This is a genomic window from Labrys methylaminiphilus subsp. lupini (assembly GCF_051161885.1).
Taxonomy (GTDB): Bacteria; Pseudomonadota; Alphaproteobacteria; order Rhizobiales; family Labraceae; genus Labrys.
In genome coordinates this window covers 449,421-474,285 of record NZ_JBMDIH010000002.1, presented here as the reverse complement: position 1 = coordinate 474,285, position 24,865 = coordinate 449,421, and the positions used below count along the sequence as shown (strand labels likewise).

Sequence of the window (24,865 nt, the reverse complement as noted above, 5' to 3'; positions counted from 1 at the left end):
ATCTGAGGAACGGATGCAATCGATCAAAAGCTATTCACGCCCGCAGCGTTTTTTCCATTGGGCCATGGCGGCCATCATTCTTGTCGCACTCGGATTCGGCCTTTGGGCGTCCTTCCTCGAGGCCGGCACGCCCATTCGAATATTCATATTGGAGATTCACAAGTCGCTGGGATTCACCGCAGCCTTGCTGCTGCTGCCGCGCCTTATCTTTCGATTGATCTGGCCGGTACACACCTCGCCTGAAAGCGAAAATCCTGCAGCGCGTCTTGCCGCGCATGCCGCGCACTGGACCCTCTACGGTCTCATGGTGTTCATGCCGGTCACCGGCTACATGTTCTCGGCTGCCGGCGGCTACTCCTTGCCGTGGTTCGGCCTGTTTCAGTGGCCGCGATTGTTGGGGCATGATTCAGCGATAGCATCGGCCGGCGAATGGCTGCACGATCATGGAGCGTGGGTGCTGTATGCGATGGTGGGACTCCATCTCGCGGCGGTTTGCTGGCATCAATTCTACAGGAGGGATGCCGTGCTGAGCCGCATGCTCACACCCCGGGCGATCAAATAGCCGCATCTTCGCTATCGGAGCCAGAGATCTGCAAGCGACAGACTCTTTCAATCACAGGACGTGGTTTGGAGAGAACGGTTCGACAACAGAGCTTCGAATGATGATGAAAGGCCCGGAACGGCGAGGAAGGTCCGGCGGCAATGCCAAAGCGTTGCACAAGACACGCAGCCGACAGGTATCGATCTCGAAACCGCCCAAGACTTGCTGCTAAGAGGAAGAATGAAATCCGTTCTGTGCGTCGCCTTTGCCCTCCTCCCGCTCCTCTCGCCAGCTCGCGCTGCCACCTATGAGGCCGTCGAGGGCGACCGCATCATCGTTTTGGATGGCGATACTGTCGCGTTGCCATGCAAAATGCCTGGCCGAGGCTGTTCGGAACGCGTCCGGTTTCCCGACATCGACGCGCCCGAAGTGTTTCACCCTGACTGCAAGGAAGGGCTGGAGCAAGGCCTCAAGGCCAAGGCAAGACTGGTGCAACTCATCCGGGGCAAGGTCATCTATGTCGAGCGCAGCGGGCGTCGAGACATCTATGGGCGTACCTTGGCCGCTTTACGGGTCGGTAGTCCGTCGGGACTCAACGCCGGCATGCAACTCGTCCGCGAAGATCTGGCCCGGCCATGGAAAGCCAGCCGTGCCGCGCGTGAGGAGCGACAGCTCTATTGGTGTGGGCCAGACGCCGCTCCGGGAAGCGATTAGCCCAAGGGGTCACGCTTGTCCCTCTCCGAGGCCCGTCACAGTCACTTCACATCGATGCTGACACTATGGCAGCAACCGTTCACCCAGGTGGGAGCGATGCGATGCGCAAGCCGGCTATTGTCGCACTTTTATCCTTTTCACTCACTGCCCCTCTATCGACAGCCTAGGCATGGTGGGATGGAGGACATATGCAGGTGGCCTATGTTGCGTATCAACGGCTGAAAGACGGTCCGAAAGAAAAGGCGGATCAGCTGCTGCGCCTCAATCCCAGCTATCAGAAATGGATTGCCGGCGCGCCAGACGAAACGACCGCCAGAATGTATGCGTTCGTTCACGCCGCAAGCTGGGCTGACGATATCAAGATGAAGGGATCGGGCTATACGCGCGATGATCCAAACTCGCCCACGGCCGGCCAGAACATCGGTTATGCCGACCGCAATCAGCACGATTACTGGCATTACAAGGACATCGCTTTTTCACCCGACGGCACCATCCCGGGGGAGCAGAACAAGGTTGATGCTGTCACCCAGCTCAAGAAAATGATCGCTGCCCTCCCCACCTCGTCGGGGGCTTCTGATGATGTCAGATCCTATGATCTGGTTTGGATGCTCCACATCGTCGGCGATCTTCATCAGCCCCTGCATGCCACGGCTCGGTATACGCGTGAACTGCCGGCAGGCGATCGAGGCGGTAATGAAGAAACTGTGATCCCCGCGACGGGCGAGGTCATCTCACTGCACGCCTATTGGGATCGGATGTTCGGCGGTTATTCCTCCGCCTTTGGCGCAGTGTTCGATGCGGGAGGCAAGGAAGGGATTGCTTCGCTCGATGTGAGCGGCGAGGACCTGAAAGTCCTCGATCCCGAGGCTTGGGCCTCGGAAAGCAAGGCGATTGCGGAAAACTACGCCTACGCGCCGCCGGTTTCGACCGGGGCCAATCCGGTGATGCTTACGCGTGAATATGAGACCCGCGCCCGCACCATCGCTCGCGCCCGGGCTGCCCTCGCCGGCGCGCGACTGGCAGAGATCCTCAACGAGGCGCTGAAATAGGGAGAGAGCACGGATGCTCGGGGCACCAACGTATCTAACGCTTCAGGTAAGTATTCATGTCTATCCGCCCATCACATAGGTCGTTTTCACGGTGGTGAAGAATTCGGCGGCATATTTTCCCTGCTCACGCGAACCGTAAGAAGAACTCTTGCGGCCACCGAAGGGTACGTGGAAGTCGACGCCCGCGGTAGGCAGGTTCACCATCACCATGCCGGCTTCCGCATTGCGCTTGAAATGCGCGGCATGTTTGAGGCTCGTCGTAGCGATGCCGGAAGAAAGGCCGAACGGCGTGTCGTTGGCGACGGCCAGAGCCTCCTCATAATCCCTGACACGAATGACGGCGGCAACGGGACCAAAAATCTCCTCACGAGCGATACGCATCTGGTTCGTCGCCTCGGTGAAGAGCGCCGGCTGTAGATAGAAGCCAAGCCTATCGCGCGTCAGGCGCTCGCCGCCGAACGCAAGTTTCGCGCCTTCTTTTTGTCCGATCTCGATATAGCCCATGTCCTGCTCGAGCTGCGCCGCATCGACGACCGGCCCGATATGCGTGCCGGCTTTCAACGCATCGTCGACGACAAGGCTCGCGAGGCGCTCGCCGACCGCAGCCACGAACCTGTCGTGAATGCCTTCCGTCACGATGATGCGCGAGGACGCCGTGCAGCGTTGGCCGGTTGAGAAGAAGGCAGAATTCGCCGCCGCTTCGACGGCGACGGTAAAATCTGCATCATCGAGCACGACAAAGGGGTTTTTGCCGCCCATTTCGAGCTGGAACTTGCGGCTATGCCCGATAGAGGCCGCCGCGACGCGTTTTCCCGTGCCTGTCGAGCCGGTAAATGTGATTGCGTCGATATCCGGACTGTCGAGCATGGTCTGGCCGACGACGGAGCCCTTTCCCATGACCAGATTCAGCACGCCCTTGGGCAAGCCGGCGCGGACAAGAATGTCGGCGAGGGCCCACGCACTGCCTGGCACGAGTTCAGCCGGCTTGAAGACGACGGTGTTGCCGTAGCATAGAGCCGGAGCGATCTTCCAGGCGGGAATGGCGATCGGAAAATTCCATGGCGTTATGATGCCGACGACCCCGGCGGGCTCGCGAGTGATCTCGATGCTGATGTCCAGACGAACGGAGGGCAGCACTTCGCCGGCAAGTCGCAGGCATTCGCCGGCGAAGAAGTCGAAGATCTGGGCCGCGCGCACTGTCTCGCCGATGCCCTCGGCAAGAGTCTTACCCTCTTCACGGGACAGCAGCCGACCGAGTTCGTCCTTGCGGGCGAGAATTTCGTCGGCACTTTTCCTCAAGATCGCATGACGCTCAAGAATGCCGGAGCGTGACCAGGTTGGAAAAGCAGCCTTTGCCGCCTCGATCGCTGCTCTTGTGTCCTCGGTGGAGGCTTGGGCATACTCGCCAATCACATCATCGATATCCGAAGGGTTGATGTTCTTGACCGCGGCGCTGCCGACCCATTCGCCGGCTATCATATTCTGATGGAGGGTCATTACAGATACTCGAATTGCTCGTTCGGCGAGTGGGAGCGAACAGTGAGGGACCACCACCAGCAGGCTGGAGGTAGTCCCTTTTCCTCGTCTCTATCGTCTATGCGGCCCGATAAGAGCCTCCATCATGCCCGTTTCCTCTGCGGTGAGATCCGTTAGAGGGGGGCGAACGGAGCCCGCATCAAAGCCCTGCAGACGCACGCCGGCTTTAATCGCAGCAACGGCGTAGCCTTTGGAGCGATTACGAATAGCCATGAAGGGGTAGAAAAAGTCATTCAGGAACGCTTCGCACTTGGCCCGCTCGCCGGCGCGCAAAGACTTGTAGAATTCGATCGCAAGGCCGGGAACGAAATTGAACACGGCGGAAGAATAGGTCGTGAAGCCCGCGCCAAGATAGGCTTCCGCAAACAGTTCTGCGGTCGGCATTCCGCCTAGATAAGTCAGCCGCTCGCCTATCTTGGCCGTGATTTGACGTACGAGGCCGATGTCCCCCGTGCCGTCCTTGAAGCCGACGAGATTCGGACACTCGTCGCAAAGCCGAGCCAATGTATCGGCCTGGAGGACCGAATTGTCGCGATTGTAGACCATCACCCCCAAACCGGTCGACTGACACACGGCTTTGATATGTCGGTACAGACCTTCTTGCGGCGCGTCGATGAGGTAGTGCGGCAAAAGCAAAATGCCATCCGCTCCGACCTTTTCCACCGACCTGGCGATCGATACGGCGATTTCGGTCCCATAGCCGCATCCCGAAACGATCGGTGTATTTCCGGCGGCATCCTTGGCTACGCGAACGATCTCGGGAATCTCTTGCGGGGTCAGCGAGAAGAATTCGCCAGTGCCGCCGGCGGCAAACAGCGTTGCGGCTTCGAAACCCGAAAGCCAGGCAACATGCTCCGCGTAACTCTTGGCGTTGAAATTGCCATCGGCATGAAAATGCGTCACAGGAAAGGAAAGCAGGCCCGCTCCCAACACATGCTTCAATTCTTCAGTCTTCATAAGTATAGTCCTTGTCTGGAGAAAGCACCGAAAGAGCACCGCTCTCTCGTTGAACTTTGAATGGGTGCATGTCGTTAGAGCCCGAGCGAGTGCACCATGGCAGCGAGGCGCTCACAGGCACCTTCAAGTTCGCGGTCTGACGCCGCGATCGACAGTCGGATGAATCCAGGCGTACCGAACGCCACGCCGGGAACGCCAGACAGACCGAATTCATTCAGCAGGTGAGAAGCAAACACCGTGTCGTCCGTGATCACTTCGCCTGCCGCGGTCTTCCGGCCAAGCAGCCTCTCGATGCCGACGAAGGCATAGAAGGCCCCTTCAGGCGGCGTGAAATCGATCCCATCGATACCAGCCAGGTTATCGGCCATGATCTTTGAGCGTGCGGTGAATATCGCTGCGGCATTGCCGACAAAGCTCTGATCGCCTGTCAGCGCGGCGAGGGCGGCCGCCTGCGCCACCGTTGAAACGGAGGTGACGCTTTGCGACTGCATCTTGTTGAGGGCCGCGATCAGGGCTTTTGGCCCTGCCGCATAACCCACCCGCCAGCCGGTCATGGCATAGGCCTTGGAAACCCCGTTGACGATCAAGGTTCGATGGCGCAACCCAGCGCAGGCCTTGGCGAAAGAAATGAAGGCAACATCCGTCAACAAAATGTGCTCGTAGATCTCGTCGGAGATCACCAGAATCTGGCAATGGCGGGCGAGCACCTGCCCAAGCGCTCGATATTCTTCCTGCGAATAGATCGCGCCTGTTGGATTGGATGGCGAATTGAGCATCAGCCAGCGCGTTTTCGGCGTGATCGATGCTTCCAGCTTCTCCGGCGTTATCTTGAAGCCGATTTCCCGCCCACACGTCACATAAACGGGCGTGCCGCCATGCAAGGCAACGATGTCGCCATAAGATACCCAGCAAGGGGTTGGAATAATGACCTCGTCACCGGGCTCGAGCGTCGCCAGAAAGACATCGAAGAGGATCTGCTTTGCTCCGTTCGCAACCATCACCTCTTCGAGGCCGTAGTCCAGTTGGTTCTCTCTCCTGAACTTATCGACGACCGCCTGGCGAAGCTCCTCCGTGCCGGCGGCCGCGCCATAGCGCACGCGGCCTTTTCGGATGGCCGCACATGCCGCTTCGGCTACATGAGGCGGTGGCTCGAAATCCGGTTCACCCAGTGAGAGGTCGATGATGTCGCGGCCGTGCGCTGCAAGTTTCCTGGCGGCCATCGCAATCGCCATGCTGGGCGAGGATTTGATGCCTGCGGCGCGCTTGTTCTCGATCGCCATCTCAATCTCCTTGGACTGTTTGATCAGTAATGCCGAAAAGGCTTTCGCCGTGCCCGGCGTCATGGAGGGTCACTTCACTGAGACGTAGTCAAAATCTCGATCGCGCTGCGAAGCAGAAGAGTCACGCTTGTCCGCGGGACCATATCCACCGCCGCCTGGAAGCTGGAGGATGAGCCGGCGGCCTGCCGGTACATGTTGCCGTCCCTTGGAGGCGAGGCGGGTGCCGTCATCGAGCAATACCGCGCCGGGCGCGCCGCTTTCACCGCCATCGCGGCCACGAGCGGGATGCTCGATGCGATCGAACATTGCGTTGAAGTGCATTTCGTGACCTTCGGTCGGCGAGATCTCCACGATTTGACCGAGCCCACCACGAAACTGTCCCGCGCCACCGGAGCCGTCTCGCAATTCCTTGCGCCAGAAGATCACCGGCCCGACATGCTCCGTGGCTTCAATCGACATTGAATGAACACCGCTGGGAAAAGCGGTCGCATTCAAGCCATCGAGACGAGACCGAGCCCCTGCACCGCCACTATTGAAGAGCAGGACCTCGGCGCGCTGTCCGCCATCTGCGGGCGCTTCCTCGCCCGTTAGTGGCCTTACACTGACATGGAGGTTCCACAGCGCGCCCGCTCCCTCCGCCGGTACTCTGCCGGGTAGCATCTTGTGGACGGCGCCCAGCACCGCATCCGGAACGAGGTGGCCTAACACATGTCGAACCGAGACGGGGGCCGGATGCTGTGCGTTCAGGATGCAATCTTCGGGTGCCGTGACACGGAATGGCAGCAGCGATGCATGGTTGTTGGGGATTTCCGGAGCAATCGAGCATTTCAGGCCATAGCACGCATAGGCGGCCGAATAGATCAGCGGGCAGTTGATGCCTTTTGGACTTGGCGGCGAGGTGCCCTGAAAGTCGGCGAGTATATGGTCTTCGGCAACATCGAGACGAACGGCGATATCGATCGGCGAGCCATAGCCATCGACGCGCATCACATTGGAATAGGAACCCTTGGGCAGAGCCGCCAGCCGTTCCAGCGTGGCATCATAACTGCGCTTGAAGATGAATTCGGCAAGCGTCTCCAGATCGGCGAGCTCGAACTCATCCATCATGTCCATCAGTCGGCGATGGCCAATCTCGTTGCAGGCCGCCAGCGAATAGACGTCGCCAACCACCTGGTGGCTCTCGCGCACATTGTTGCGCAGGATGTTCACGAGATCCTTGTTGACCACGCCTCGCTCGGCAAACTTCATGATCGGAACGAAGATGCCTTCTTCGTAGACCTCATTGGCATCGGGGCCGAAGCCGCGGCCGCCGACATCCACCACATGCGCCGTGCAGGCGAAATATCCGACAAGGGCACCTTCACGAAAGCTCGGCGATACGACGGTGAAGTCGTGCAAGTGGCCGGTGCCCTTCCAAGGATCGTTGGTGATGTAGACGTCGCCTTCGAAAATACTCTCCGAACCAATGTCACGGATGAAGTGGCCCACGGCTTCGGCCATGGCGTTGACATGGCCGGGCGTGCCGGTCACGGCCTGGGCAATCATCTTGCCACTGCGGTTGAACACGCCAGCAGAAAGATCGCCCGATTCACGCACGCTGGTGCTGAACGCTGTGCGGATGAGTGTGACAGCCTGTTCTTCGACCACGGAAATCAGCCGGTTCCACATGATCTGCATGCGGACGTTGGAAAGTGCATTGGCCTTCATGGATATTCCTCCGTTCAAGCGTCTTGCTTGAGACGCACGAGCAGGCAGCCATCGGCCTGCATGATGACTTCGCGGCTTGCGGCAACGATGGTGGACGTCTCGCGTTCGGTGATCACCGCGGGGCCTGCGGCCCAATCTCCCGGCTTCATGTCATGGCGCGAAATGATCGCAGCCGTTTGAAAGCTGCCTTGCTGCACGTCGAAGATAGCGCGAGTGCCACGCACCGTTGCGTCAGCGGCCTTTTCGGTCCTGCCGATCTTCTGCGGTGACACCGTCTTGGAGGTTGCTCGCAGCGACCAGCCGACGATCTCAACATCGAGGCCATCGATGAGGCGGCCGAAGAAGCTCTCATATCGTTCGTCAAATAGTTTTCGGAACAGGGCGCCATCGGCGTCGGCGTAGTCGCGAACTGAGATGGCGACCGGCACTTCCCAGCCCTGCCCGACATAGCGCATATAAGCTGTGCATTCGAGATCGGGATCGGCATCCGGCACACCGGCGCGCACGAAGGATGTTGCTTCCGCAATCAGATCTGCGATCGTGGCGTTGATGGCTTCAGCCTCAAAGCGGCTAAGCCTGCTATAGGCGCTGCGAACGGACTCAAAGCCGAATGGTGCCCGCAAGAAGCCGATGGCCGAGCCGACGCCCGCGCCCGGCGGGATCAACAGCTGCGAAATGCCGAGTTTCTCGCAAAGCCGGGCAGCATGGATCGGCGCCGCGCCGCCGAAGGCGATCATGGTGAACTCGGAGAGCTCCTTGCCGTTCTCCACCGCATGCATGCGGGCGGCATTGCTCATGTTCTCGTCGACGACTTCGCTCAAACCATAGGCGGCGGCGGTAACATCTGTGCCCAGCCTATCAGCAACATCGTTGTTCAGGGCCCGATCGGAGGCTGAGCGATCGAGCCTCATGGCGCCGCCGGCGAACTCACCGGCATCAAGACGCCCCAGAACGAGGTCAGCATCGGTGACGGTTGGGCTTGCCCCGCCGCGGCCATAGCAAGCCGGACCTGGCTCCGACCCTGCACTATGGGGCCCGACACGGATCTGGCGCATGCTGTCGACGGTTGCAATCGACCCCCCGCCGGCACCGATCTCGACCATTTCGATGACCGGAATGGAGATCGGCATGCCGCTCCCCTTCTTGAAACGATAGGTGCGGGCGACTTCGAAGGTCTTGGATGTCCTCGGCGTCTTGTTTTCGATCAGGCAGATCTTGGCCGTCGTACCCCCCATGTCATAGGACAGCACCTTGTCCAGGCCATAACGGCTGGCGATATGCGCGGCGAAGATCGCGCCGCCGGCAGGACCGGACTCCAACAGGCGAACCGGAAATTCGACCGCGCTTTCGATACTGATGATCCCGCCGCCAGAATGGATCATGAAAACCGGGCAGCAGGTGCCCTCCTCCCTCAATCGTCCAACCAGGCGGTTCAGATAGGACGCCATCAGCGGCTTGACGAAGGCATTGGCGCAAACCGTGTTGAAGCGCTGAAATTCACGCATCTGGGGCGAGACTTCGGACGAGATCGACACGGAGATGTCGGGCTTCCTGGCCAGCAGGCGCTCGCGCACGATCTTCTCGTGATGGCCGTTCAGATACGAATGGATGAAACCGATCGCGACGCTCTCATAACCATCGGCAATGATACGGTCACACAAGGCATCGGCTTCAGCGATATCGAGAGCCCTGAGCACGGATCCGTCCGCACCAACACGCTCGTCCAAGACAAAGCGCTCATTGCGGGCGACCAAGGGTGCCGGCAGCACGATGTCGAGATCATATTGTTCGAAACGGCTTTCGGTGCGCATTTCGATGACGTCACGAAATCCCTTGGTGGTGATGAAGGCCGTTTTCGCGCCGCGACGCTCGATCAGGGCGTTGGTGGCGAGCGTCGTGCCGTGGATAATCGTATCGATGGCGGCAAGGTTCACCCCCGCGACGTCGGCAACCTCGCGGATCGCTTTGACGATCGCATTTTCAGGAAAGGAATAGTCGGTCAGCACTTTGACCGAATGGAGGGTGCCGCCGACCTCCATCGCGACGTCGGTGAAGGTACCGCCGATATCGACGCCGACCCTGATTTGTTCCCCATCTTTCGCCATTTACTTACGATGCTCCGTAATCAAGCTGCTGTTGCGCCGCGTGCGGGCGTGTTTTGGACATGCGGTGCCCGTCCCCCGCCTGTTTGATCAAGCGGGAGCCACAGGTCTTTTGGTCGTTGGTGTTTTGGTGGCCCTATGCGGCGGCTGGAACGCTCGCGCAGGGCTCGAACGTTATTGCTTGCCGGTAAAGTCGATGTCCGGCAACGCGGTGGGGAGTTTGGCGCGGTCTACACCGATCCATTTCTTGTAGAGTGCATCCAGGGTGCCGTCGGCGCTGTGGCGGGTCACGAAATCCGTCAGGAAGGCGAGCATTTCCTGGTCACCCTTGCGCACAGCCATGCCCTGGAAGTTATCCGCAACCTTGTACTTGCGCTCATAATCGGCGCCATGGCCCGTCTTGGTGATCACCAGACCATAGGTTACACTGCCTAAGATCGCGTCGACTTGGCCTGAGAGCAATGCTTGGACGGTCGTCGCATCATCATCGAAACGCTTGATTTCGGTATTGGGCGGCGCAGCCTTGGCCAAGACCGGTTCAAATACGCTGCCGCGATTTACGCCGATGACATAGTTTCCTAGATCCTCGTTACCTTTGATTTTGGCATCTTTCTTTGCCCAGACTGTAATGTCATTTGAAGAATAGGGAATGACATACTGGATCACCTTGGCACGCTCTTTCGTGATCGTCATCGAGGGCACGAGGAAATCGACATTGCCGTTGGCCAGGAGAGGAATACGGTTCTGGCCGGTGATGCGCTCGAACCTGACCTCCACGCCCAGTTCCTGGGCGATGAGCTTTGCGACTTCGATATCAAAGCCGTTGCTTTGGCCATTCTGGTCGATGAAGCCCCAGGGAAACTGGTCCATCTGAACCCCGATGGTTGCCGTGCCCTTGGCCTTGATCTCCTCCGGGCTGATCGCCTGTGCAGGGGTCGTCAAAGTGGTCGCCAGCAAAATTGCCGTGAACCCCGATACGATCTTGGTGCGCAAAGTCAACAATGCCGAATTGAACATGTGGTTACCTCTGGTTGATTATCATGCGTTCTTTGTTATCGAGCGGCATTGAGGCGCCGTTCGACACTTGCGCCGAAATAGGTCAGGGGCAGGCAGATGAAGAAGTATACCAGCCCGACTGCTCCATAGACTTGCAGGGGCTGAAAGGTGATGTTCGCCATCAACTGGCCCGAACGAGTAAGCTCGGTCAGACCCAGCAGCGCCGCCAGGGCGGTGCCCTTGATCAGGTTGACGAGAAAACCAATGGTTGCGGGAAGGCCGATGCGAAACGCCTGCGGCAAGACGACGTCGACCATCCGGTGGAAATAGCCGATGCCAAGAGCGCGAGCAGCCTCACTCTGGCCCGAGGGAACGGCTTGGATACTGCCGCGCCAGATTTCGCCCAGGAACGCGCTGGCATGCAGCGACAGACCGATCGTCAACGCGATCCAGATGTCGACTTTCATGCCAAGGAGCGGCAGACCAAAATAGACGAAGAAGAGCTGAACCAGCAGCGGCGTGCCCTGGAAGATTTGGATATAGGCGGCCGTCAGCCCGCGCAGCATCGTCCATTTTGCGGTGCGGCACAAAGCAACCGCAAGGCCAAGGGCGCCTCCGCAGACAAAGGCGAGCAAAGACAGGATGATCGTCCAGCGAGCCCCTTCAAGCAGAAACGCAAACTCGCCGAAACCAAATTCGCGGATCATCGCCACACCTCACTTTGCCGGATAAGAGAAGTAGGTTTTGCCGACGAGCCGGAGGGCGACGGCGAAGAACTGCGACAGCAAGAGATAGATCGCCCCGAGCACAAAATAGATCTCAAAACTGCGAAAGGTCTGCGCATCAAGCGTCTGAGCAACATAGGTCAGTTCTTCGGCCGACACCGAAGCGACCAGGCTCGAGTTCAGCATCATCAGGATGAACTGGCTGCACAGGGCCGGATAGACCGCACGGATTGCAGGACGAAACACGATGAAGCGATAGATATCGAGGGTATGAAGGCCCAATGCTCTGCCCGCCTCGATTTGGCCTGGTCGGATCGCCTGCACGCCGCCCCGGACGATCTCGGCCGCATAGGCCGCACAATTGAGCGTCATGGCCAGGACCGCAGCCTCCTCGCCGCCCAAACGCACGCCGAGAGACGGCATGCCGAAATAGATGAAGAACACCTGGACGAGAAAGGGCGTGTTGCGGATCAGTTCGATGTAGCAGATTGCCAGCAGCCGGAGTGGGGTGAGCCTGCTCATGCGCATCAGCATGAAGATGATGCCAAGCGCCAGGCCCGCGACCATGGAGATCGCCGACATCCGCAATGTCTGGATGGCGCCCTCCACAAACAAGGGCCAGGCGGCAAAAACCGGAGCGAAATCGAAGGTATAGTGCATCCCCTTCCCCGCTCAATGATTGAGAATTTGGCTGAGAAAGGCTTTGGTGCGCTGGTGGCGCGGATTGCCGAAGAAGTCCTCCGGCTTGGCGCTTTCGATGATTTCACCGCGGTCCATGAAGATAACGCGATGGGCCACTGCACGGGCAAAGCCCATTTCGTGAGTCACGCAGATCATCGTGATGCCGTCGTCGGCAAGCGAGATCATGGTGTCGAGGACTTCCTTGACCATCTCGGGGTCAAGAGCGGAGGTCGGCTCATCGAACAGCATGATCTTGGGGTCCATGCACAGAGCCCTAGCGATTGCGACGCGCTGCTGCTGCCCCCCCGACAGCTGCGCGGGATATTTCAGCGCTTGCTCGGCAATGTGCACACGTTCGAGATAGCGCATGGCCTTCACCTTGGCCTCCGCCATGGAAGCCTTGCGCACCCGGCGCTGCGCCAGCATGCAGTTTTCAAGAACGCTCAGATGGGGGAAGAGATTGAACTGTTGAAATACCATGCCGACATCGCGGCGGATATGATCGGCGTTCGAGCCCCTCTGGCTGAGCTGCGTGCCGTTGACGGTAATCGCGCCTTCCTGGACTTCCTCCAGGTGATTGATGCAGCGGATCAGCGTCGACTTGCCTGACCCGGACGGGCCGCACAAAACGATATGCTCGCCACGAGCGACGTTCAGGTTGATGCCCTTCAGTACCTGTAGAGAGCCGTACCACTTGTTGACATCGACCATCTCGATGGCTTTTTCCAATATACCGCTCTGGCCCATGACCAGTTCCCCTTCCTGTTGTTGTCAGGATTTTTGCCGTCAGGATTTCGGTGTGACTTCGAATATGGCGTCGACTTCTACCGAGGAGCCACGCGGCAGCGATCCGGCACCAAGCGCGGTGCGGACATGCCGCCCTTTGTCGCCGAAGACCTCGACGAGCAGATCGGAGGCGCCATCGATGACGGCAGGATGGCCTTTGAAGTCGGGCCGGGCATTGACGAAACCACGAAGCTGGAGACAGGCGACCACGCGGTCGAGATCGCCATCAAGCGCGGCGTGGACGCGTGCCAGGAGGTTGAGCGCACAAAGGCGGGCCGCCTGATAGCCCTCCTGCGGTGTTACGTCTTCGCCCACGACGCCAGGAAAATGGTCCACGCCGTCGATCTTCGGAACCTGACCGGAGACATAGAGAAGATTTCCAGCCAAGCGGCAGGGGAGATAATTCCCCGCAGGCGAGGCTATCGCAGGTAATACGATCCCCAACTTGGTAAGGCGTGCAGAAACATCACCCATCGTCGTTTTGCACCTGTTTTTGAACGCACGAATGCGCCCAGATTCGCTCCCGGGCCGCTCGCTACGTCCGGAAGGATCCCGGAAATTGCGGTTGGCGCACCTTTTTCTGAAGGTGGAGATTATAGAAATAGTATCTCATGTCAACCTTAGCAAAAGAGATATTATCTCTTTGCGATTTTATGAGCCATATTGAGAAAACATATATATTTTCAATAAGATATGAAAATTACAGATTGCGTTCCAAAATCCGGAACCAGCCCAATGTCGAAAAAAATTTCGCTTTCTGACGTCAGACAGGCCCGAGTGAGCGCTAATACCACGGGTGATACTATCAGTGAGCATCCGTTCAGCGGTCGTAGATTCGTATTGAGGTAGTACCACCAATCGCCGTTGTGCTACCTTGTGCTGGATCGTGAAATCCCTATCCACAAAGGCAGCAGGCTGGATGTGGTGGAACGAATTGGACGGGTGGCATTTGGATACTTTGACAGGCCGGACAATCAAGGCGCTGAAAACGCATATCGCAGAGGGACAGCTTGCCAAAGGACACAAGCTCGGATCACTCAACGAATTGTCGCAGACGTTTGGCGTAAGCCGGACGGTCATACGCGAAGCCGTATCCGCACTGCGCTCGGATGGTATCGTCGAGGCTCGTCATGGAGTGGGCGTGTTTGTCGTGGCTCCTCCCACGCCCGCCTCTGAGACGCATGCCGAACTTGAGGCCGAAGCTGCACTGGCCCCGCTCGCACGGCTGAAGACGTCTTTCATGGATCTTCTGGAGCTGAGAATGGCCTTCGAAGTGCACGCCGCCGGGCTGGCCGCTTCGCGCCGCTCCTGGGCTCAGGAATCAAACATCTGGAATGCCGCCCGCCAATTCGAAGCGTCGTTGGACGACGAAGACTCGCTCGATGATCTCGACTTCGTCTTTCATCGCTCCATTGCCGAGGCAACGAACAACGGTGCGTTCATCGAGTTCTTCAATCTGATGAGCTTGAAGATCTTGCCCCAACCGGCTTTCTCCCGGGAACTCAACCCGGCGCTCATCACACCGGGCTATATCCAAAACACCGTTGTCGAGCACCGTGCCATATGCGAGGCGATCAGCGTCGGAAATCCAGAACTAGCGCGCGAAGCGATGCGGGCTCATTTGAATAGAAGTCATTTGCGCTATCGAGGGTTTTCCGATGACAATGCATCTCCGTTGAGCAACATCGCTGGGGAATGACGGAGGCCCCCTCACGAGCGCGGGCGGAAGACCGCTGTTCGCTGCTGAACGGCGATATCGTGGTGTTCGGTCGTCACGGCGGATGGCCGATGAAGGGCAACTATTTCGGTTGCTCGAAGCCTATAGTTCTGAATGCGTTGAAGGACATTGGCTTCAATGCCCTGGCGCTCTCCAATAACCATGCCTTCGATCTGGGCCCGCCCGGCTTCCTGTCCACTCTCGAAGAGGTTGCGGCCAGGGACTTCCTTCATGCCGGTATCCAATCATCGCGACCGCAAACACCAGATCGCCGTCTGCAGGGACGGCTCGACAAGCCACTCCTATCACCCTTGAGGCACATGCACGCGTCATGGCGGTGTACGAAGTTGGCTCAAGGGGTAACGGCAAGGCACTTCCCGCCGCAGAACCGCCGCTATGATACGCTTGGCACTGCCTGTATAACGATGACGTCGCGAATAATCTCGACCCTTTGTCACGTTTGAGTTTCCGGATAATTCATCTTGAAGAGCACTGCCCTCGCCCGCCTGTTGCAGGGGATCACGAAGCCTTCTCACGACCAGCGTCCATCGATCGAGACCTTTGCGGATATCGACACGGACCGGCTCGCTGTCGAACTCGATCTCGCCAATCGAGGGGCAGAACGCGGATCGAAGGATGAGCCTCCCACCGCGTCGGTAATGGCCGATCCTGTCGAGGCTCAGATCATCGAGCGGATCGAAGCGGCCAAGAAAGCCGCCCACGCCACGATCGAGGATGAGCTGCGCACCTATGCCGAGCGTCTGGCAGCGCTCGATTTCGAGGATAGGTTCACGCAGATCCAGCACACAGCACCTGCGGCCGTGGGTGATTTCAAGCTGGAGGCTCGCGCAGGCAGAGACGACCTTTATGCCTTGCGGCGAAACCTGCGCGACCTCGATGCCGAACAGCAATCGTTCCGCCGCAAGCACAAGATCGACCGCACCGCACGTGTCCATGGCGGAGGGGCGACCTTCCTCAAAGTCGCCCTTCTCATCGTGATGTTCGTGGTCGAGGCCTTTGCGAACGGCAACTTCCTGGCCAAGGGCAATGAGCAGGGCTTGCTCGGCGGCGTCACCGAGGCCATCTCCTTTGCCGCCCTCAACATTTTCGGCACCTTCATCATCGGGCATTTCGGCGTCAAGCAGATCGCGCACAACAGCGTGGTCCGCAAATGCCTTGGTGTGCTCGCCTTTTGCTTCTATCTGGCCTTTGCCCTCGGCCTCAACCTCGCCTTGGCGCACTACCGCGATGTATCAGCCCAGTTACTGGACGGCGGCGGCGATCGTGTCATGCAAGCCATGGCTGCGACGCCGTTCCAGTTGCGCGATATCAATTCCTGGCTCTTCTTCGGACTTGGCCTTCTGTTTTCGGTGGTCGCTCTCATCGACAGTTTGACCTTCTCCGATGCCTATCCGGGCTATGCCGATGTCCAGCAGCGGCTCGAAGATGGCAGGGATGCCTATCGCAACCGCCGGGCTGAGCTCGATGAGAACCTGAAGGACGTCCGGGACGAATATCAGGAGAAAATGGAGGACATCAGCCGAGACCTGTCGGTGCGCCGCGGTGAGTATGAGGCGATTGTCGCCAATCGTTCGCGCATGCTGAAGCTCTTTGCCCAGCATCAGGAGCATCTGGAGCGGGCCGCCAACGCGCTGATCAGCCTCTATCGCGAGGCCAATACCAAGGCCCGCAAGGCGCCGCCGCCGACACGGTTCGCCACGGCTTTCTCGCTCACCAAGGTGAGCGTGGAGGCCAACACCGACGGCGAATGGAGCCTGCGCGACCTCAGATCACGCATCGAGCAAATCCAGGCAATGTTGACGGCTGAGGTGAAGGAGATTCACACCGCCTATCAAACCACGATGGACGAATATCAGCAACTCGACGACGTCGTTCCCGAGCCGGGAGTGGGTGATGGCTCGAAACAGGCGTAGACGCTCGCGCAGCCAGGGTGGCATATCGAGCTACCTAATTGGCGCTGTTCTTTTGCTCATCGCTGCCGCCGTCGCCGGTGGGTTTGCCTATCTCAAGCTGACGGCAAAGGTTCCGCCAAAACTGGATAAAACGACGCTTTGCCCGCTCGATGGACCGACCTCCATGACAATCGTGCTGCTCGACGCGTCAGACGCGCTGCCGCCGATCGGCCGCCAGCAATTGATGACGGAGCTCACCGATCTGGCTGAGTCCACACCCGACTATGGCCTGTTCGAACTGCGTGTCCTGGAGCCGAACGCCTCGGGCGGTGCCGTGAAATTTCATGCGTGCAATCCCGGAGACGGATCGGGCGTGGACGCTTTGACCGGCAACAAGGAACTTGCCAGGAAGAAGTGGACGCAAGGCTTCAAGCTGCCTCTTGAACAAGCGCTTGCCGCCGATCTGGGCGGTGTGCCGTCCGACAACTCGCCGATCATGGCCACGATCCAGGCGATTGCGGTCGAACAGTTTACAAGCGCCAAGGCGGACGACGTTGCCAAAAAGCTGGTCGTCGTCTCCGACATGATCGAGAACGAACGCGATTACAACCAGTATCGCGGCGATCTTTCGTTCGCGCGTTTCAAGAAGTCCCTCGCCTACCGGCAATACCGGACCGATCTCCACGGCGCCGAGGTGAAGATCAAATATGTGCAGCGCCAAAAGCCGCCAATCGATAGCGTTGCCCATATCCGTTTCTGGCAGGAGTGGATCGCCGACAACAACGGCAAGTTCGACAGCGCCGACCGGCTGCAGGGAGTGAACTGAGGATGGCCAAGGACAAGAGCTGGTCGACGACCGACAGCGCCATCAGCGCCAGCCTCTTCAGCGTGTTCGTGCTGGCCGGCAGCGCCTATATCATCGCCGCCAAGCTCCTGCATTACCCGTCCTTTCTGGTAACGTCGGTGCCCGTTGTCGTGATGGTGATCTACGCCTTGGCGATCATTGTGCTGAGGCGCTTTCGCCTGCGCTTGGACCAGGCGGGCGACAACATCTACTACATGGGCTTTTTGTTTACGCTGACGAGCCTTGGCGTATCGCTCTATCAGTTCCAGGCGGAAGGCGCGGTCGAGGAAATCGTCCGCAACTTCGGTGTGGCGATCGCCTCAACCATCGCCGGCGTCGCTCTCCGTGTGCTGTTTGGACAGATGCGCCAAGACCCCTATGAGGTGGAGCAAGCCTCGCGTCTGGAGCTGTCGGAGGCCACGCGGCGGGTGCGCCGGGAACTGGACACCATCGTCGTCGAAATCGCCAATTTTCGCCGGTCTTCCCAGCAAATGGTCATCGAAGGCTTCGCCGATGCGCGCGAGGGCGTTCGAGATGCAGCGAGCAGAGCACTGGGTGATTTCCAGGATTTGACGAAAAAGGCGGCCGGACCGATCGAAGCGAGCGCCGATGCCAGCACCACGATCCTGAAGGCATTCGCAAAATCAGCCTTTGAGAGTGTCGAGGCTGCCAACACGAAGTTCGCTGCGGAAACAGCCAAATTATCGGAGGGAACGGACAGACTCGCAACGACCTTGGAATCTGTATCGGATCATCTGAAAAGCCTGCAGGTCCCCGCAAACGTCATCGAGGAAAAGCTCCAGCCCTCGGTCGGCGAACTGACGCAGGCTGTTGCGCAGCTCAGCCGAAGCCTGGCCACATTCATCGAGCACAACTCGCCCATGACGCCCACGCAGGTTCTCGACGCCGAAGCCAGGCGCAACGAGCGCATCGATAGCCTGGCTGACGCGATCGGCAGGCTGACCAAACAGATGGAAGCGGCGGCGGCCGACAAGCAGAGCCGACCCTTGCGATACATCAAGCGCCTTTTTCGCAAATCGGAAGCGGTCGATGCCTAAGGCGACCCCAATCGCATCCGATGGGGCAGCCTATCGGCGCGGCATCGTGCTTGGGCTGACGATGGCCGAGATCATGCTCTTGCTAGTCTTCTGCCTGTTGATCGCCTTGACCGCAATGTTCAGTCGAGAACAACAGCGCGGCAGGGATCTGGCCGCTCGCCTGAAGCAGGCCGAAGTTGCGCTCGCCAAGGAACAGCAAACGTCAAAGGATCTGGCCGCTCTCCTCGATGAGTTCAAGCGCGCAGGGGCTATTCCTCAGCAAGTTGACGATAGCTGGCGCAAACTGGTCGAAGCCCGCGATATCGTCAACAACCTGCAAAAAAGCGGCGTCGATCCGGAGCAATTGACCCAGCAGGCTTTGAAACTCAAGGACCTCCTGCCCACACTCACCACCGATGCCTCGGGAACCGATCTTGCGGCGGCTTGGCGGCAGATCGTCGAGGCCAAGAACCGAATGGCGACGGTGGGTCTGGGCGAGCTTGCTGTTTCCGACTTGAGCGATGTGCTCGTCCAAGGGGCAAAGACACGCCAGGCGATGCGGCAAGGCCGCGGCGAGCATGATTGGCCACCCATCATCAATCTGAGCGAAGCCAGCGGCTATAATTTTGCGATCGGACGTGCGGATCTCTCGGCGGATTTCGACAAGAAGCTGAAGACAAGCGTCGTTGATCAGGTGGCCAGGATTGTCGCCGAGTATAACGTCGATGTCGTCGAGGTGATTGGCCACACCGACGAACAGGCCGTCAACAATCGCGTTTCCAACCTGGATGGCAAACTCGTCCCAGCCCTCGCCGGCAAGGTTCAAATAGATGGGTTGACCCCAGCGGATAATGCAGGACTTGGCATGGCCCGCGCAGTTTCTGTCGCCAGGGTTTTGGAGGGCGACCCTCGGCTAAAGGGCGTTGCTGTCCTGCCGCTGTCGGGAGGGCAGATGATCCTGCCCGGTGACAAGGTCACGGATGGCACCAGCAAGGGAGACGTGAAGGAACGGCGCAGGATCGAGATTAGAGTGAGACGCTCGACAAGCAAACTGACAAACGGCCCCGCACCTCAATCTGAGATGCAGCCCTAATGTGAATATCGCTATAGTGGCCCATAAGGACTCCCAAGTAAGCGGCTGCATGTGGCCGCTTAGCGCCTCTTAGCTGCCGTTGACGTTGCGTCGGACGACTCTCAAAAGCGAACATCGCCTGCGCGCCGCACCACGACTTCGACGTCTGAGTTCGAATCTCGTCCGGCGCGCCAACTCTCCCCTTTCCGCCACGCAGATACCAAGATCACCGCCGATAGCCGCCGGGGCGACGCCTTTCATCTGCTGACAATTCTACATTTTTGTTCAAGCGCAGACCCGGCTGATCGATCCATCAGAGCGGGCGGATGATCGCGGGCGCTGCTGGCGCCGCTCTCACCTCGTTGGATGAGACCGTGCGGTGAGTTTATTTCCGTCCGGATCGCGTAGGTAGGCAACGAATGAGCCGTTTGGACGCTCCGCGGGCGGGCTCTCGATCGCTGTGCCACCATGCTTGGTACCGGCCTCATGCCATGCCAGAACATGGTCGGGACTCGCGGCGTCGATGCCGATCGTCCCACCGTTAGCCACGGTGGCCGGCTTGCCGTCGATCGGTTTCGTGATCATCAGTCGACTGCCCTCGTGGGTATAGATCAGCCTGCCTCTCGCATCCATCTCGCCGGGCCTGCCTCCCAGCGCAGCGAACGTGGCGTCGTAGAAGCCTCTTGCCCGCTCCAGGTCGTTGCTGCCGATCATGACGTGCGTGAACATATTTCATCTCCAGTAATATACAAAATGGATCCCCAACCTAACGTATCCTACGTACCCATGGGCAGCTGCGAAAATCCCGGCTAAAGCGACGGTTCTGCACCTGGCTTCTGCAAAAAAGCCATTGATGACAATGGCCTCCATAAAGGGTCCGGTTTCAGGAGTGACGGCCGTCGATACGAACGTCCAGGATTGGATTACTAGCCGCCACGGCCGATCTTCAGGATAAATCGGGTTCGCACATAATCGGCGGTTCTCAGTGCCGTTTAGTACGACTGCTGTGATGGAAGGCATTATGGCGCGACGAAGTACAATTCGCGGACCGGGAGCACCGCCGAGAATCCGAATATCATTCGCACGGGTTAGGGGCTGTAAGCAGCGTCGCCCTGCGTTGCGCAAAATACTGCGCGGGTGTGCTTCCTAGAGCCTTCTTGAACATCGTGATGAAGGCGTTGACCGAGTCGTAGCCAAGCTCGGCCGCTACGGTCTGCACCGTCGCACCGCTGGCCAATTCTCGAAGTGCGACGACAAGGTGCAGTTGCTGCCGCCAGCGTCCGAACGTCAGGCCTGTCTCCGCGATCATCAAACGGGCGAGCGACCTCTCACTCATCGCCACGAGCTTCGCCCATTCGGCCAACGTACTGCGGTCGGAAGGTTTAACCGTCAGGGCATCCGCTATCGTAAGGATCTTCGGATTGCTGGAGATGGGCAATTTGAAGCGTTCACGCGGCATTTCGGCCAGTTCGTCGAGGGCCACCCTCGCAAGCCGGGCCGCATGGCTATCCGGAGGATAGTCGGCAGGCTCGTGAGCCAGCCGCTTGACCATTTCCCGGATCATCGGGGAGATCGACAGAGTACAGCAATCCTCGGGTAGCTTAGCCGCTCCTGGCTCCACGAAGAGGTAGTTGAGTCGGGCATTCACTGTCGCCCGGGCGCTATGCGGCACTCCGCCCGGGATCCAGACTCCGCAGTTGGGCGGCACGATCCAGATCTCGTTGTCCGCGGTACAGGTGACTGCCCCATGCAGCGCGAGGATCACCTGGCCCTTGCGATGCCGATGCATCGGCACCTCCGCCTCGTAATCCGCGAAGTCGAGCTGCCGCGCGACGGCCGGCTGATCCGTAAGGTCTGGGTTGAAGACGGAAACGGCTGATCGCGAAAGGAGCATCGATTGGCAGCTTTTGAATATTTTTTGACAGAATACCGAATTTATTCGCGTTTGCAACGCAGCGATAATGGCTCGCATGAGCATCTTACTTGCAGCGAACAGATCGATAGAGAAGGCCGCCACTGCAATAGCGGGTTCGGTTTCGCATTTCTGGCAAGCCCACACCACGAAGTCGGATGCGGATGCGGTTCTGTTCTCTGTGAAGAGCTTCGCCGCGGCGATACTGGCTTACTACATTGCGCTGCGTATCGGGCTGCCCAAACCTTTCTGGGCCATCGTCACCGTCTATATCGTCTCTCAGACCTCCGCCGGCGCATCGCTCAGCCGCGGCGTTTATCGGTTCGCAGGGACGCTTATTGGCGCCGTGGCGACGGTAGCGATCGTCCCCAATTTCGTGAACGATCCGATCGCATGCAGCGCGACTCTTGCCTGCTGGATTGGCCTTTGCCTCTTTTTCTCGCTGCTTGATCGCACGCCAAGAGCCTACGCCTTCGTTCTTGCCGGTTATACAGCGAGCCTGATCGGTTTCCCCAGCGTGCTCGATCCCGGCGCGGTCTTCGATACGGCCTCGGTGCGGGTCCAGGAGATTTCGATCGGGATTGTTTGCGCCGTGCTGATGCATCGTTACGTCCTGCCGAAGCGCATGACCGGCCAGTTCACCGGCAAACTGTCGGCAACGCTGCGGGATGTCCGTCGGCTGGCAGGCGACGCGCTCACTGGAACGCCCGGAGAGAATCGCAGCGAACGTTACCAGCTCGCAGCGGACCTCCTCGCCCTGCAGGGGCTTGCAACGCACCTGCCGTATGACGCAACGCCCGTAACGCCGGATGCCAAAAAGCTCCAACTGGTCCATGACCGGCTCGCCCGACTGCTTCTGCTCGCAACCGAGATTGAGGACCGGATCCATTCTTTTGGCGCCGAGGGCGACAACCCGCCCGATGAACTCATCGCCTTCCTCGGTGAGGTCGGGATCTGGATCACAATCGTCGAGGCGGCCGCGCGGGAGAGCGCCGCAGTCCATCTGATCGCGCGCGCGCGATCGATCCAGAAGTGTTTCAGCGCGGAGGACGCGACACCTGACGCCAGGCTCGCCGCCAATCTCGCCGGCCATCTGGCCGAGATGATCGGCCTGCTTCAGGACTGCGACAGGCTTGGGCGGAATATCGCGACTGCCGACCGCTCGCACGAAGCGGCATCGCTCCATGGGCCAGTGCATGCGAAGGGATACGTCTATCACCGGGATCCGGAGATGGCGGGCCGCGCCGCGCTGGGCGCGATTCTCGGCATCCTCATCGGCTGCGCCTTCTGGATCTGGTCGGCCTGGCCGGAAGGCGGAACGGCCGTCTCCATTTTCGGGGTATGCTGCACCCTGTTCGGGAATGTCGACGCGCCGGCGCCTAACGTCGTCAAGTATATGGTCGGCTCGATCTATGGGGTGGCGATCAGTCTCGCCTACAGCTTCGTCATCCTTCCCCAAGTCACGGACTTCGCCGTCCTTATCGCGGTGCTCGCGCCGGCGTTCCTGTTCGCTGGTTCCCTGCAAGCACGTCCCCCGACGACGTTCATGGCGCTTGGAATCACCCTCACCATCCCGATCCTCTCGGGTCTGAACGCCAACTACACCGGCGACTTCGCCGCGTCTCTCAACACCGTCATCGCGCTCTTTGCGGCAGTCGGTTTCGGGGCGGTGAGCCTGTCCCTGTTCCAGACCGTACCAGTCGATGCGGCGATCAACCGGCTGCTTCGCTTAAGTCGGAGAGACGTCAGACGACGAGCCCTTGTTGGCGCGTCCGACGAAGCACACTGGATGAGTCTCATGATCGATCGGACAGCGCTGCTGCTTCCTAGGTTGCGCGTGTCTGAGAAAGACTATTCGGACGTTCTCGACGATACATTGCACCATCTTCGCATCGGTTACGCCGTTAGTCGGCTTCGCAAGACGATCCCGCGCACCAAGGGCGAAGTTGGCGACAAGGTGAGCGATCTTCTTTCCGCGATCGCCATACGCTTCAGCGCTGCAGGCCTGATGGGACCGGTCGATCACATCGACCTTGATCATCGCATCCAGACGTTGACGACGATGATCGCGGGCAGCTCGATCAAGAACCGCTTGCGGATGCTTGACCTGCTGATCGACCTTCGGTTCGCGCTCGGTTCCAGTGGCACGCCAGATGGGCGACGCAGCTCATGATCGTTGATCTCAATGTTGGCGGCGTCCTCATCCCCGGCCTCCTGGTGCTCGCGTTCGCAGCGCTCGTCGGCACCATTGCGGTGATCCGCATCCTCTCCGTCGCGGGTATCTATCGCGTGTTCGCATACCGGCAGCTCGCCGAGCTCGCCATCTTCGCCATCATGTACGGTCTGCTCGTGCAGCACCTGCCATCGATCGGGTTACTTCAATGAAGCCTTTTCTATCCCTGCTCGGCCGTTACGCCTTGACCCTTTGCCTCGTCGCGACCGCCGCTCTAATCGCGCTGCCGGTGTGGGGGCGCTACGAGCAGACGCCATGGACACGGGACGGGCGCGTGCGCGCTGATGTGGTGCGTCTCGCGCCCGACGTGTCCGGCCTCGTCAGCGAGGTGCTGGTGCATGACAATGAACAGGTTCATGCGGGCGACGTGATCTTCCGCATTGATCAGGCGCGCTATGCGCTTGCCCTGAAAACGGCGGAAGCCAAAGCGGACAGCAGCAAGGCCGCGCTCGACATGGCCAATCGCGATCTCGTGCGTTATCGCCAGCTCGGGGACGCGAGCGCCACCCGGCAAAAGTTGGAACAGGTGGAGACCAACGCCCGGCAGGCTGGGGCAAACTATCGGCAGGCGCAACTCGACCGTGACCTCGCCGCGCTCGATCTAGCACGATCTTCGGTCAAGGCTCCGGTTGACGGCATCGTCACCAATCTGGGCATCCATCCAGGAGACTTTCTGGCGGCCGGGGTGCAAGCGGTGGCCCTTGTCGACACCGCCTCGCTGCGCATCGAGGGATACTTCGAGGAGACGAAGCTGCGGCAGGTCGCGATCGGCGACCAAGCCAGAGTCCGGCTGATGGGAGATGATGCCGAGATCACCGGCCGCGTGGAGAGCATCGCCGCCGCCATTGCCGACGACCAGCGGGGCGACACGGGTAATCTTTTGCCGAAGGTCGTGCCTACCTTCTCGTGGGTCAGGCTCGCGCAACGCATCCCGGTCCGCATCCGCATCACCCCCGTTCCCGCCGGCATCAGGCTGATCTCCGGCCGTACCGCGACCGTCGAGATCATCCCCGCTAGCGCCAAGTCTGCTAGCGCGGCGAACTGAGATGGCGATGGTCTAGTG

At 59.4% G+C, this 24,865-nt stretch carries 22 protein-coding genes and 2 pseudogenes; 12 read left to right on the top strand and 12 right to left on the bottom strand.

The features are described from left to right. The first annotated feature begins 13 nt into the window (after positions 1-13). The 3 genes and pseudogenes from ACN6KF_RS27860 to ACN6KF_RS27850 all read left to right on the top strand — a co-directional run. Complete coding sequence (locus ACN6KF_RS27860) at positions 14-562, top strand: cytochrome b (RefSeq protein WP_434960152.1); 549 nt, start codon at positions 14-16, stop codon at positions 560-562. Between the two features lie 219 nt (positions 563-781). Then, positions 782-1,255 carry a thermonuclease family protein gene (locus tag ACN6KF_RS27855; RefSeq protein ID WP_434960151.1) on the top strand — a complete coding sequence of 158 codons (474 nt, stop codon included), beginning with the start codon at positions 782-784 and terminating at the stop codon, positions 1,253-1,255. Positions 1,256-1,437: 182 nt separating this feature from the next. Beyond that, a pseudogene (locus ACN6KF_RS27850) lies at positions 1,438-2,304 on the top strand (S1/P1 nuclease); the annotation flags it as partial. A 60-nt stretch (positions 2,305-2,364) separates the two neighbouring features. On the opposite strand, the gene ACN6KF_RS27845 reads toward ACN6KF_RS27850, so the two are convergent. The 10 genes from ACN6KF_RS27845 to ACN6KF_RS27800 form a co-directional block, all read right to left on the bottom strand. Then, positions 2,365-3,801 (bottom strand): aldehyde dehydrogenase family protein, encoded by a 1,437-nt coding sequence (locus tag ACN6KF_RS27845; protein ID WP_434960150.1) that lies wholly within the window; start codon positions 3,799-3,801, stop codon positions 2,365-2,367. A 90-nt stretch (positions 3,802-3,891) separates the two neighbouring features. Further along, a complete protein-coding gene (gene kdgD, locus ACN6KF_RS27840; protein WP_434960149.1) occupies positions 3,892-4,797 on the bottom strand; it encodes a 5-dehydro-4-deoxyglucarate dehydratase in 906 nt (301 codons plus the stop codon). Positions 4,798-4,871: 74 nt separating this feature from the next. After that, positions 4,872-6,077, bottom strand: coding sequence for a pyridoxal phosphate-dependent aminotransferase (locus ACN6KF_RS27835; protein WP_434961323.1), 1,206 nt, complete (start codon positions 6,075-6,077; stop codon positions 4,872-4,874). A gap of 69 nt (positions 6,078-6,146) precedes the next feature. Next, positions 6,147-7,784 (bottom strand): hydantoinase B/oxoprolinase family protein, encoded by a 1,638-nt coding sequence (locus ACN6KF_RS27830; RefSeq protein WP_434961322.1) that lies wholly within the window; start codon positions 7,782-7,784, stop codon positions 6,147-6,149. A gap of 14 nt (positions 7,785-7,798) precedes the next feature. Then, positions 7,799-9,889 carry a hydantoinase/oxoprolinase family protein gene (locus tag ACN6KF_RS27825; protein WP_434960148.1) on the bottom strand — a complete coding sequence of 697 codons (2,091 nt, stop codon included), beginning with the start codon at positions 9,887-9,889 and terminating at the stop codon, positions 7,799-7,801. A 171-nt stretch (positions 9,890-10,060) separates the two neighbouring features. Then, positions 10,061-10,903 carry a transporter substrate-binding domain-containing protein gene (locus tag ACN6KF_RS27820; protein WP_434960147.1) on the bottom strand — a complete coding sequence of 281 codons (843 nt, stop codon included), beginning with the start codon at positions 10,901-10,903 and terminating at the stop codon, positions 10,061-10,063. A 35-nt stretch (positions 10,904-10,938) separates the two neighbouring features. Further along, entirely contained in the window at positions 10,939-11,589 is a 651-nt protein-coding gene (locus ACN6KF_RS27815; protein ID WP_434960146.1) for an amino acid ABC transporter permease, read from the bottom strand. Positions 11,590-11,598: 9 nt separating this feature from the next. Continuing rightward, positions 11,599-12,267 carry an amino acid ABC transporter permease gene (locus ACN6KF_RS27810; RefSeq protein ID WP_434960145.1) on the bottom strand — a complete coding sequence of 223 codons (669 nt, stop codon included), beginning with the start codon at positions 12,265-12,267 and terminating at the stop codon, positions 11,599-11,601. Between the two features lie 12 nt (positions 12,268-12,279). Further along, positions 12,280-13,035, bottom strand: a complete 756-nt coding sequence (locus tag ACN6KF_RS27805; protein WP_434960144.1) for an amino acid ABC transporter ATP-binding protein — start codon at positions 13,033-13,035, stop codon at positions 12,280-12,282. Positions 13,036-13,074: 39 nt separating this feature from the next. Then, positions 13,075-13,548 carry a RidA family protein gene (locus tag ACN6KF_RS27800; protein ID WP_434960143.1) on the bottom strand — a complete coding sequence of 158 codons (474 nt, stop codon included), beginning with the start codon at positions 13,546-13,548 and terminating at the stop codon, positions 13,075-13,077. A 475-nt stretch (positions 13,549-14,023) separates the two neighbouring features. Between ACN6KF_RS27800 and ACN6KF_RS27795 the strand changes: the two genes are divergently transcribed. The 6 genes and pseudogenes from ACN6KF_RS27795 to ACN6KF_RS27770 all read left to right on the top strand — a co-directional run bounded on the left by ACN6KF_RS27795 (position 14,024) and on the right by ACN6KF_RS27770 (position 19,678). Next, entirely contained in the window at positions 14,024-14,773 is a 750-nt protein-coding gene (locus ACN6KF_RS27795) for a FadR/GntR family transcriptional regulator (protein ID WP_434961321.1), read from the top strand. Positions 14,774-14,838: 65 nt separating this feature from the next. After that, positions 14,839-15,033 (top strand): annotated as a pseudogene (locus tag ACN6KF_RS27790) (CapA family protein); the annotation flags it as partial. Positions 15,034-15,273: 240 nt separating this feature from the next. Further along, complete coding sequence (locus tag ACN6KF_RS27785) at positions 15,274-16,725, top strand: hypothetical protein (protein ID WP_434960142.1); 1,452 nt, start codon at positions 15,274-15,276, stop codon at positions 16,723-16,725. After that, positions 16,706-17,530 carry an amidohydrolase family protein gene (locus tag ACN6KF_RS27780; protein ID WP_434960141.1) on the top strand — a complete coding sequence of 275 codons (825 nt, stop codon included), beginning with the start codon at positions 16,706-16,708 and terminating at the stop codon, positions 17,528-17,530. Before ACN6KF_RS27785 ends, ACN6KF_RS27780 begins: the two co-directional genes overlap by 20 nt. Before the next feature lie 2 nt (positions 17,531-17,532). Beyond that, positions 17,533-18,606, top strand: coding sequence for a hypothetical protein (locus ACN6KF_RS27775; protein ID WP_434960140.1), 1,074 nt, complete (start codon positions 17,533-17,535; stop codon positions 18,604-18,606). Next, positions 18,599-19,678 (top strand): OmpA family protein, encoded by a 1,080-nt coding sequence (locus ACN6KF_RS27770; RefSeq protein ID WP_434960139.1) that lies wholly within the window; start codon positions 18,599-18,601, stop codon positions 19,676-19,678. The genes ACN6KF_RS27775 and ACN6KF_RS27770 overlap by 8 nt, the downstream gene beginning before the upstream one ends. A 333-nt stretch (positions 19,679-20,011) precedes the next feature. Here the strand turns inward: ACN6KF_RS27770 and ACN6KF_RS27765 are convergent, their stop codons facing one another. Together ACN6KF_RS27765 and ACN6KF_RS27760 are read right to left on the bottom strand one after the other, a co-directional pair. Further along, on the bottom strand, positions 20,012-20,386 hold the full coding sequence (locus tag ACN6KF_RS27765) for a VOC family protein (RefSeq protein ID WP_434960138.1): 375 nt from the start codon (positions 20,384-20,386) through the stop codon (positions 20,012-20,014). Positions 20,387-20,732: 346 nt separating this feature from the next. Beyond that, positions 20,733-21,551, bottom strand: a complete 819-nt coding sequence (locus ACN6KF_RS27760) for an AraC family transcriptional regulator (protein ID WP_434961320.1) — start codon at positions 21,549-21,551, stop codon at positions 20,733-20,735. A 76-nt stretch (positions 21,552-21,627) separates the two neighbouring features. Between ACN6KF_RS27760 and ACN6KF_RS27755 the strand changes: the two genes are divergently transcribed. From ACN6KF_RS27755 to ACN6KF_RS27745, 3 genes are read left to right on the top strand one after another with little or no spacing between them, the layout of a single operon-like run. After that, positions 21,628-23,742, top strand: a complete 2,115-nt coding sequence (locus tag ACN6KF_RS27755) for an FUSC family protein (protein WP_434960137.1) — start codon at positions 21,628-21,630, stop codon at positions 23,740-23,742. Further along, positions 23,739-23,954, top strand: a complete 216-nt coding sequence (locus ACN6KF_RS27750; protein ID WP_434960136.1) for a DUF1656 domain-containing protein — start codon at positions 23,739-23,741, stop codon at positions 23,952-23,954. Before ACN6KF_RS27755 ends, ACN6KF_RS27750 begins: the two co-directional genes overlap by 4 nt. After that, positions 23,951-24,847 (top strand): efflux RND transporter periplasmic adaptor subunit, encoded by an 897-nt coding sequence (locus ACN6KF_RS27745; RefSeq protein ID WP_434960135.1) that lies wholly within the window; start codon positions 23,951-23,953, stop codon positions 24,845-24,847. The genes ACN6KF_RS27750 and ACN6KF_RS27745 overlap by 4 nt, the downstream gene beginning before the upstream one ends. Positions 24,848-24,865 lie beyond the last annotated feature (18 nt).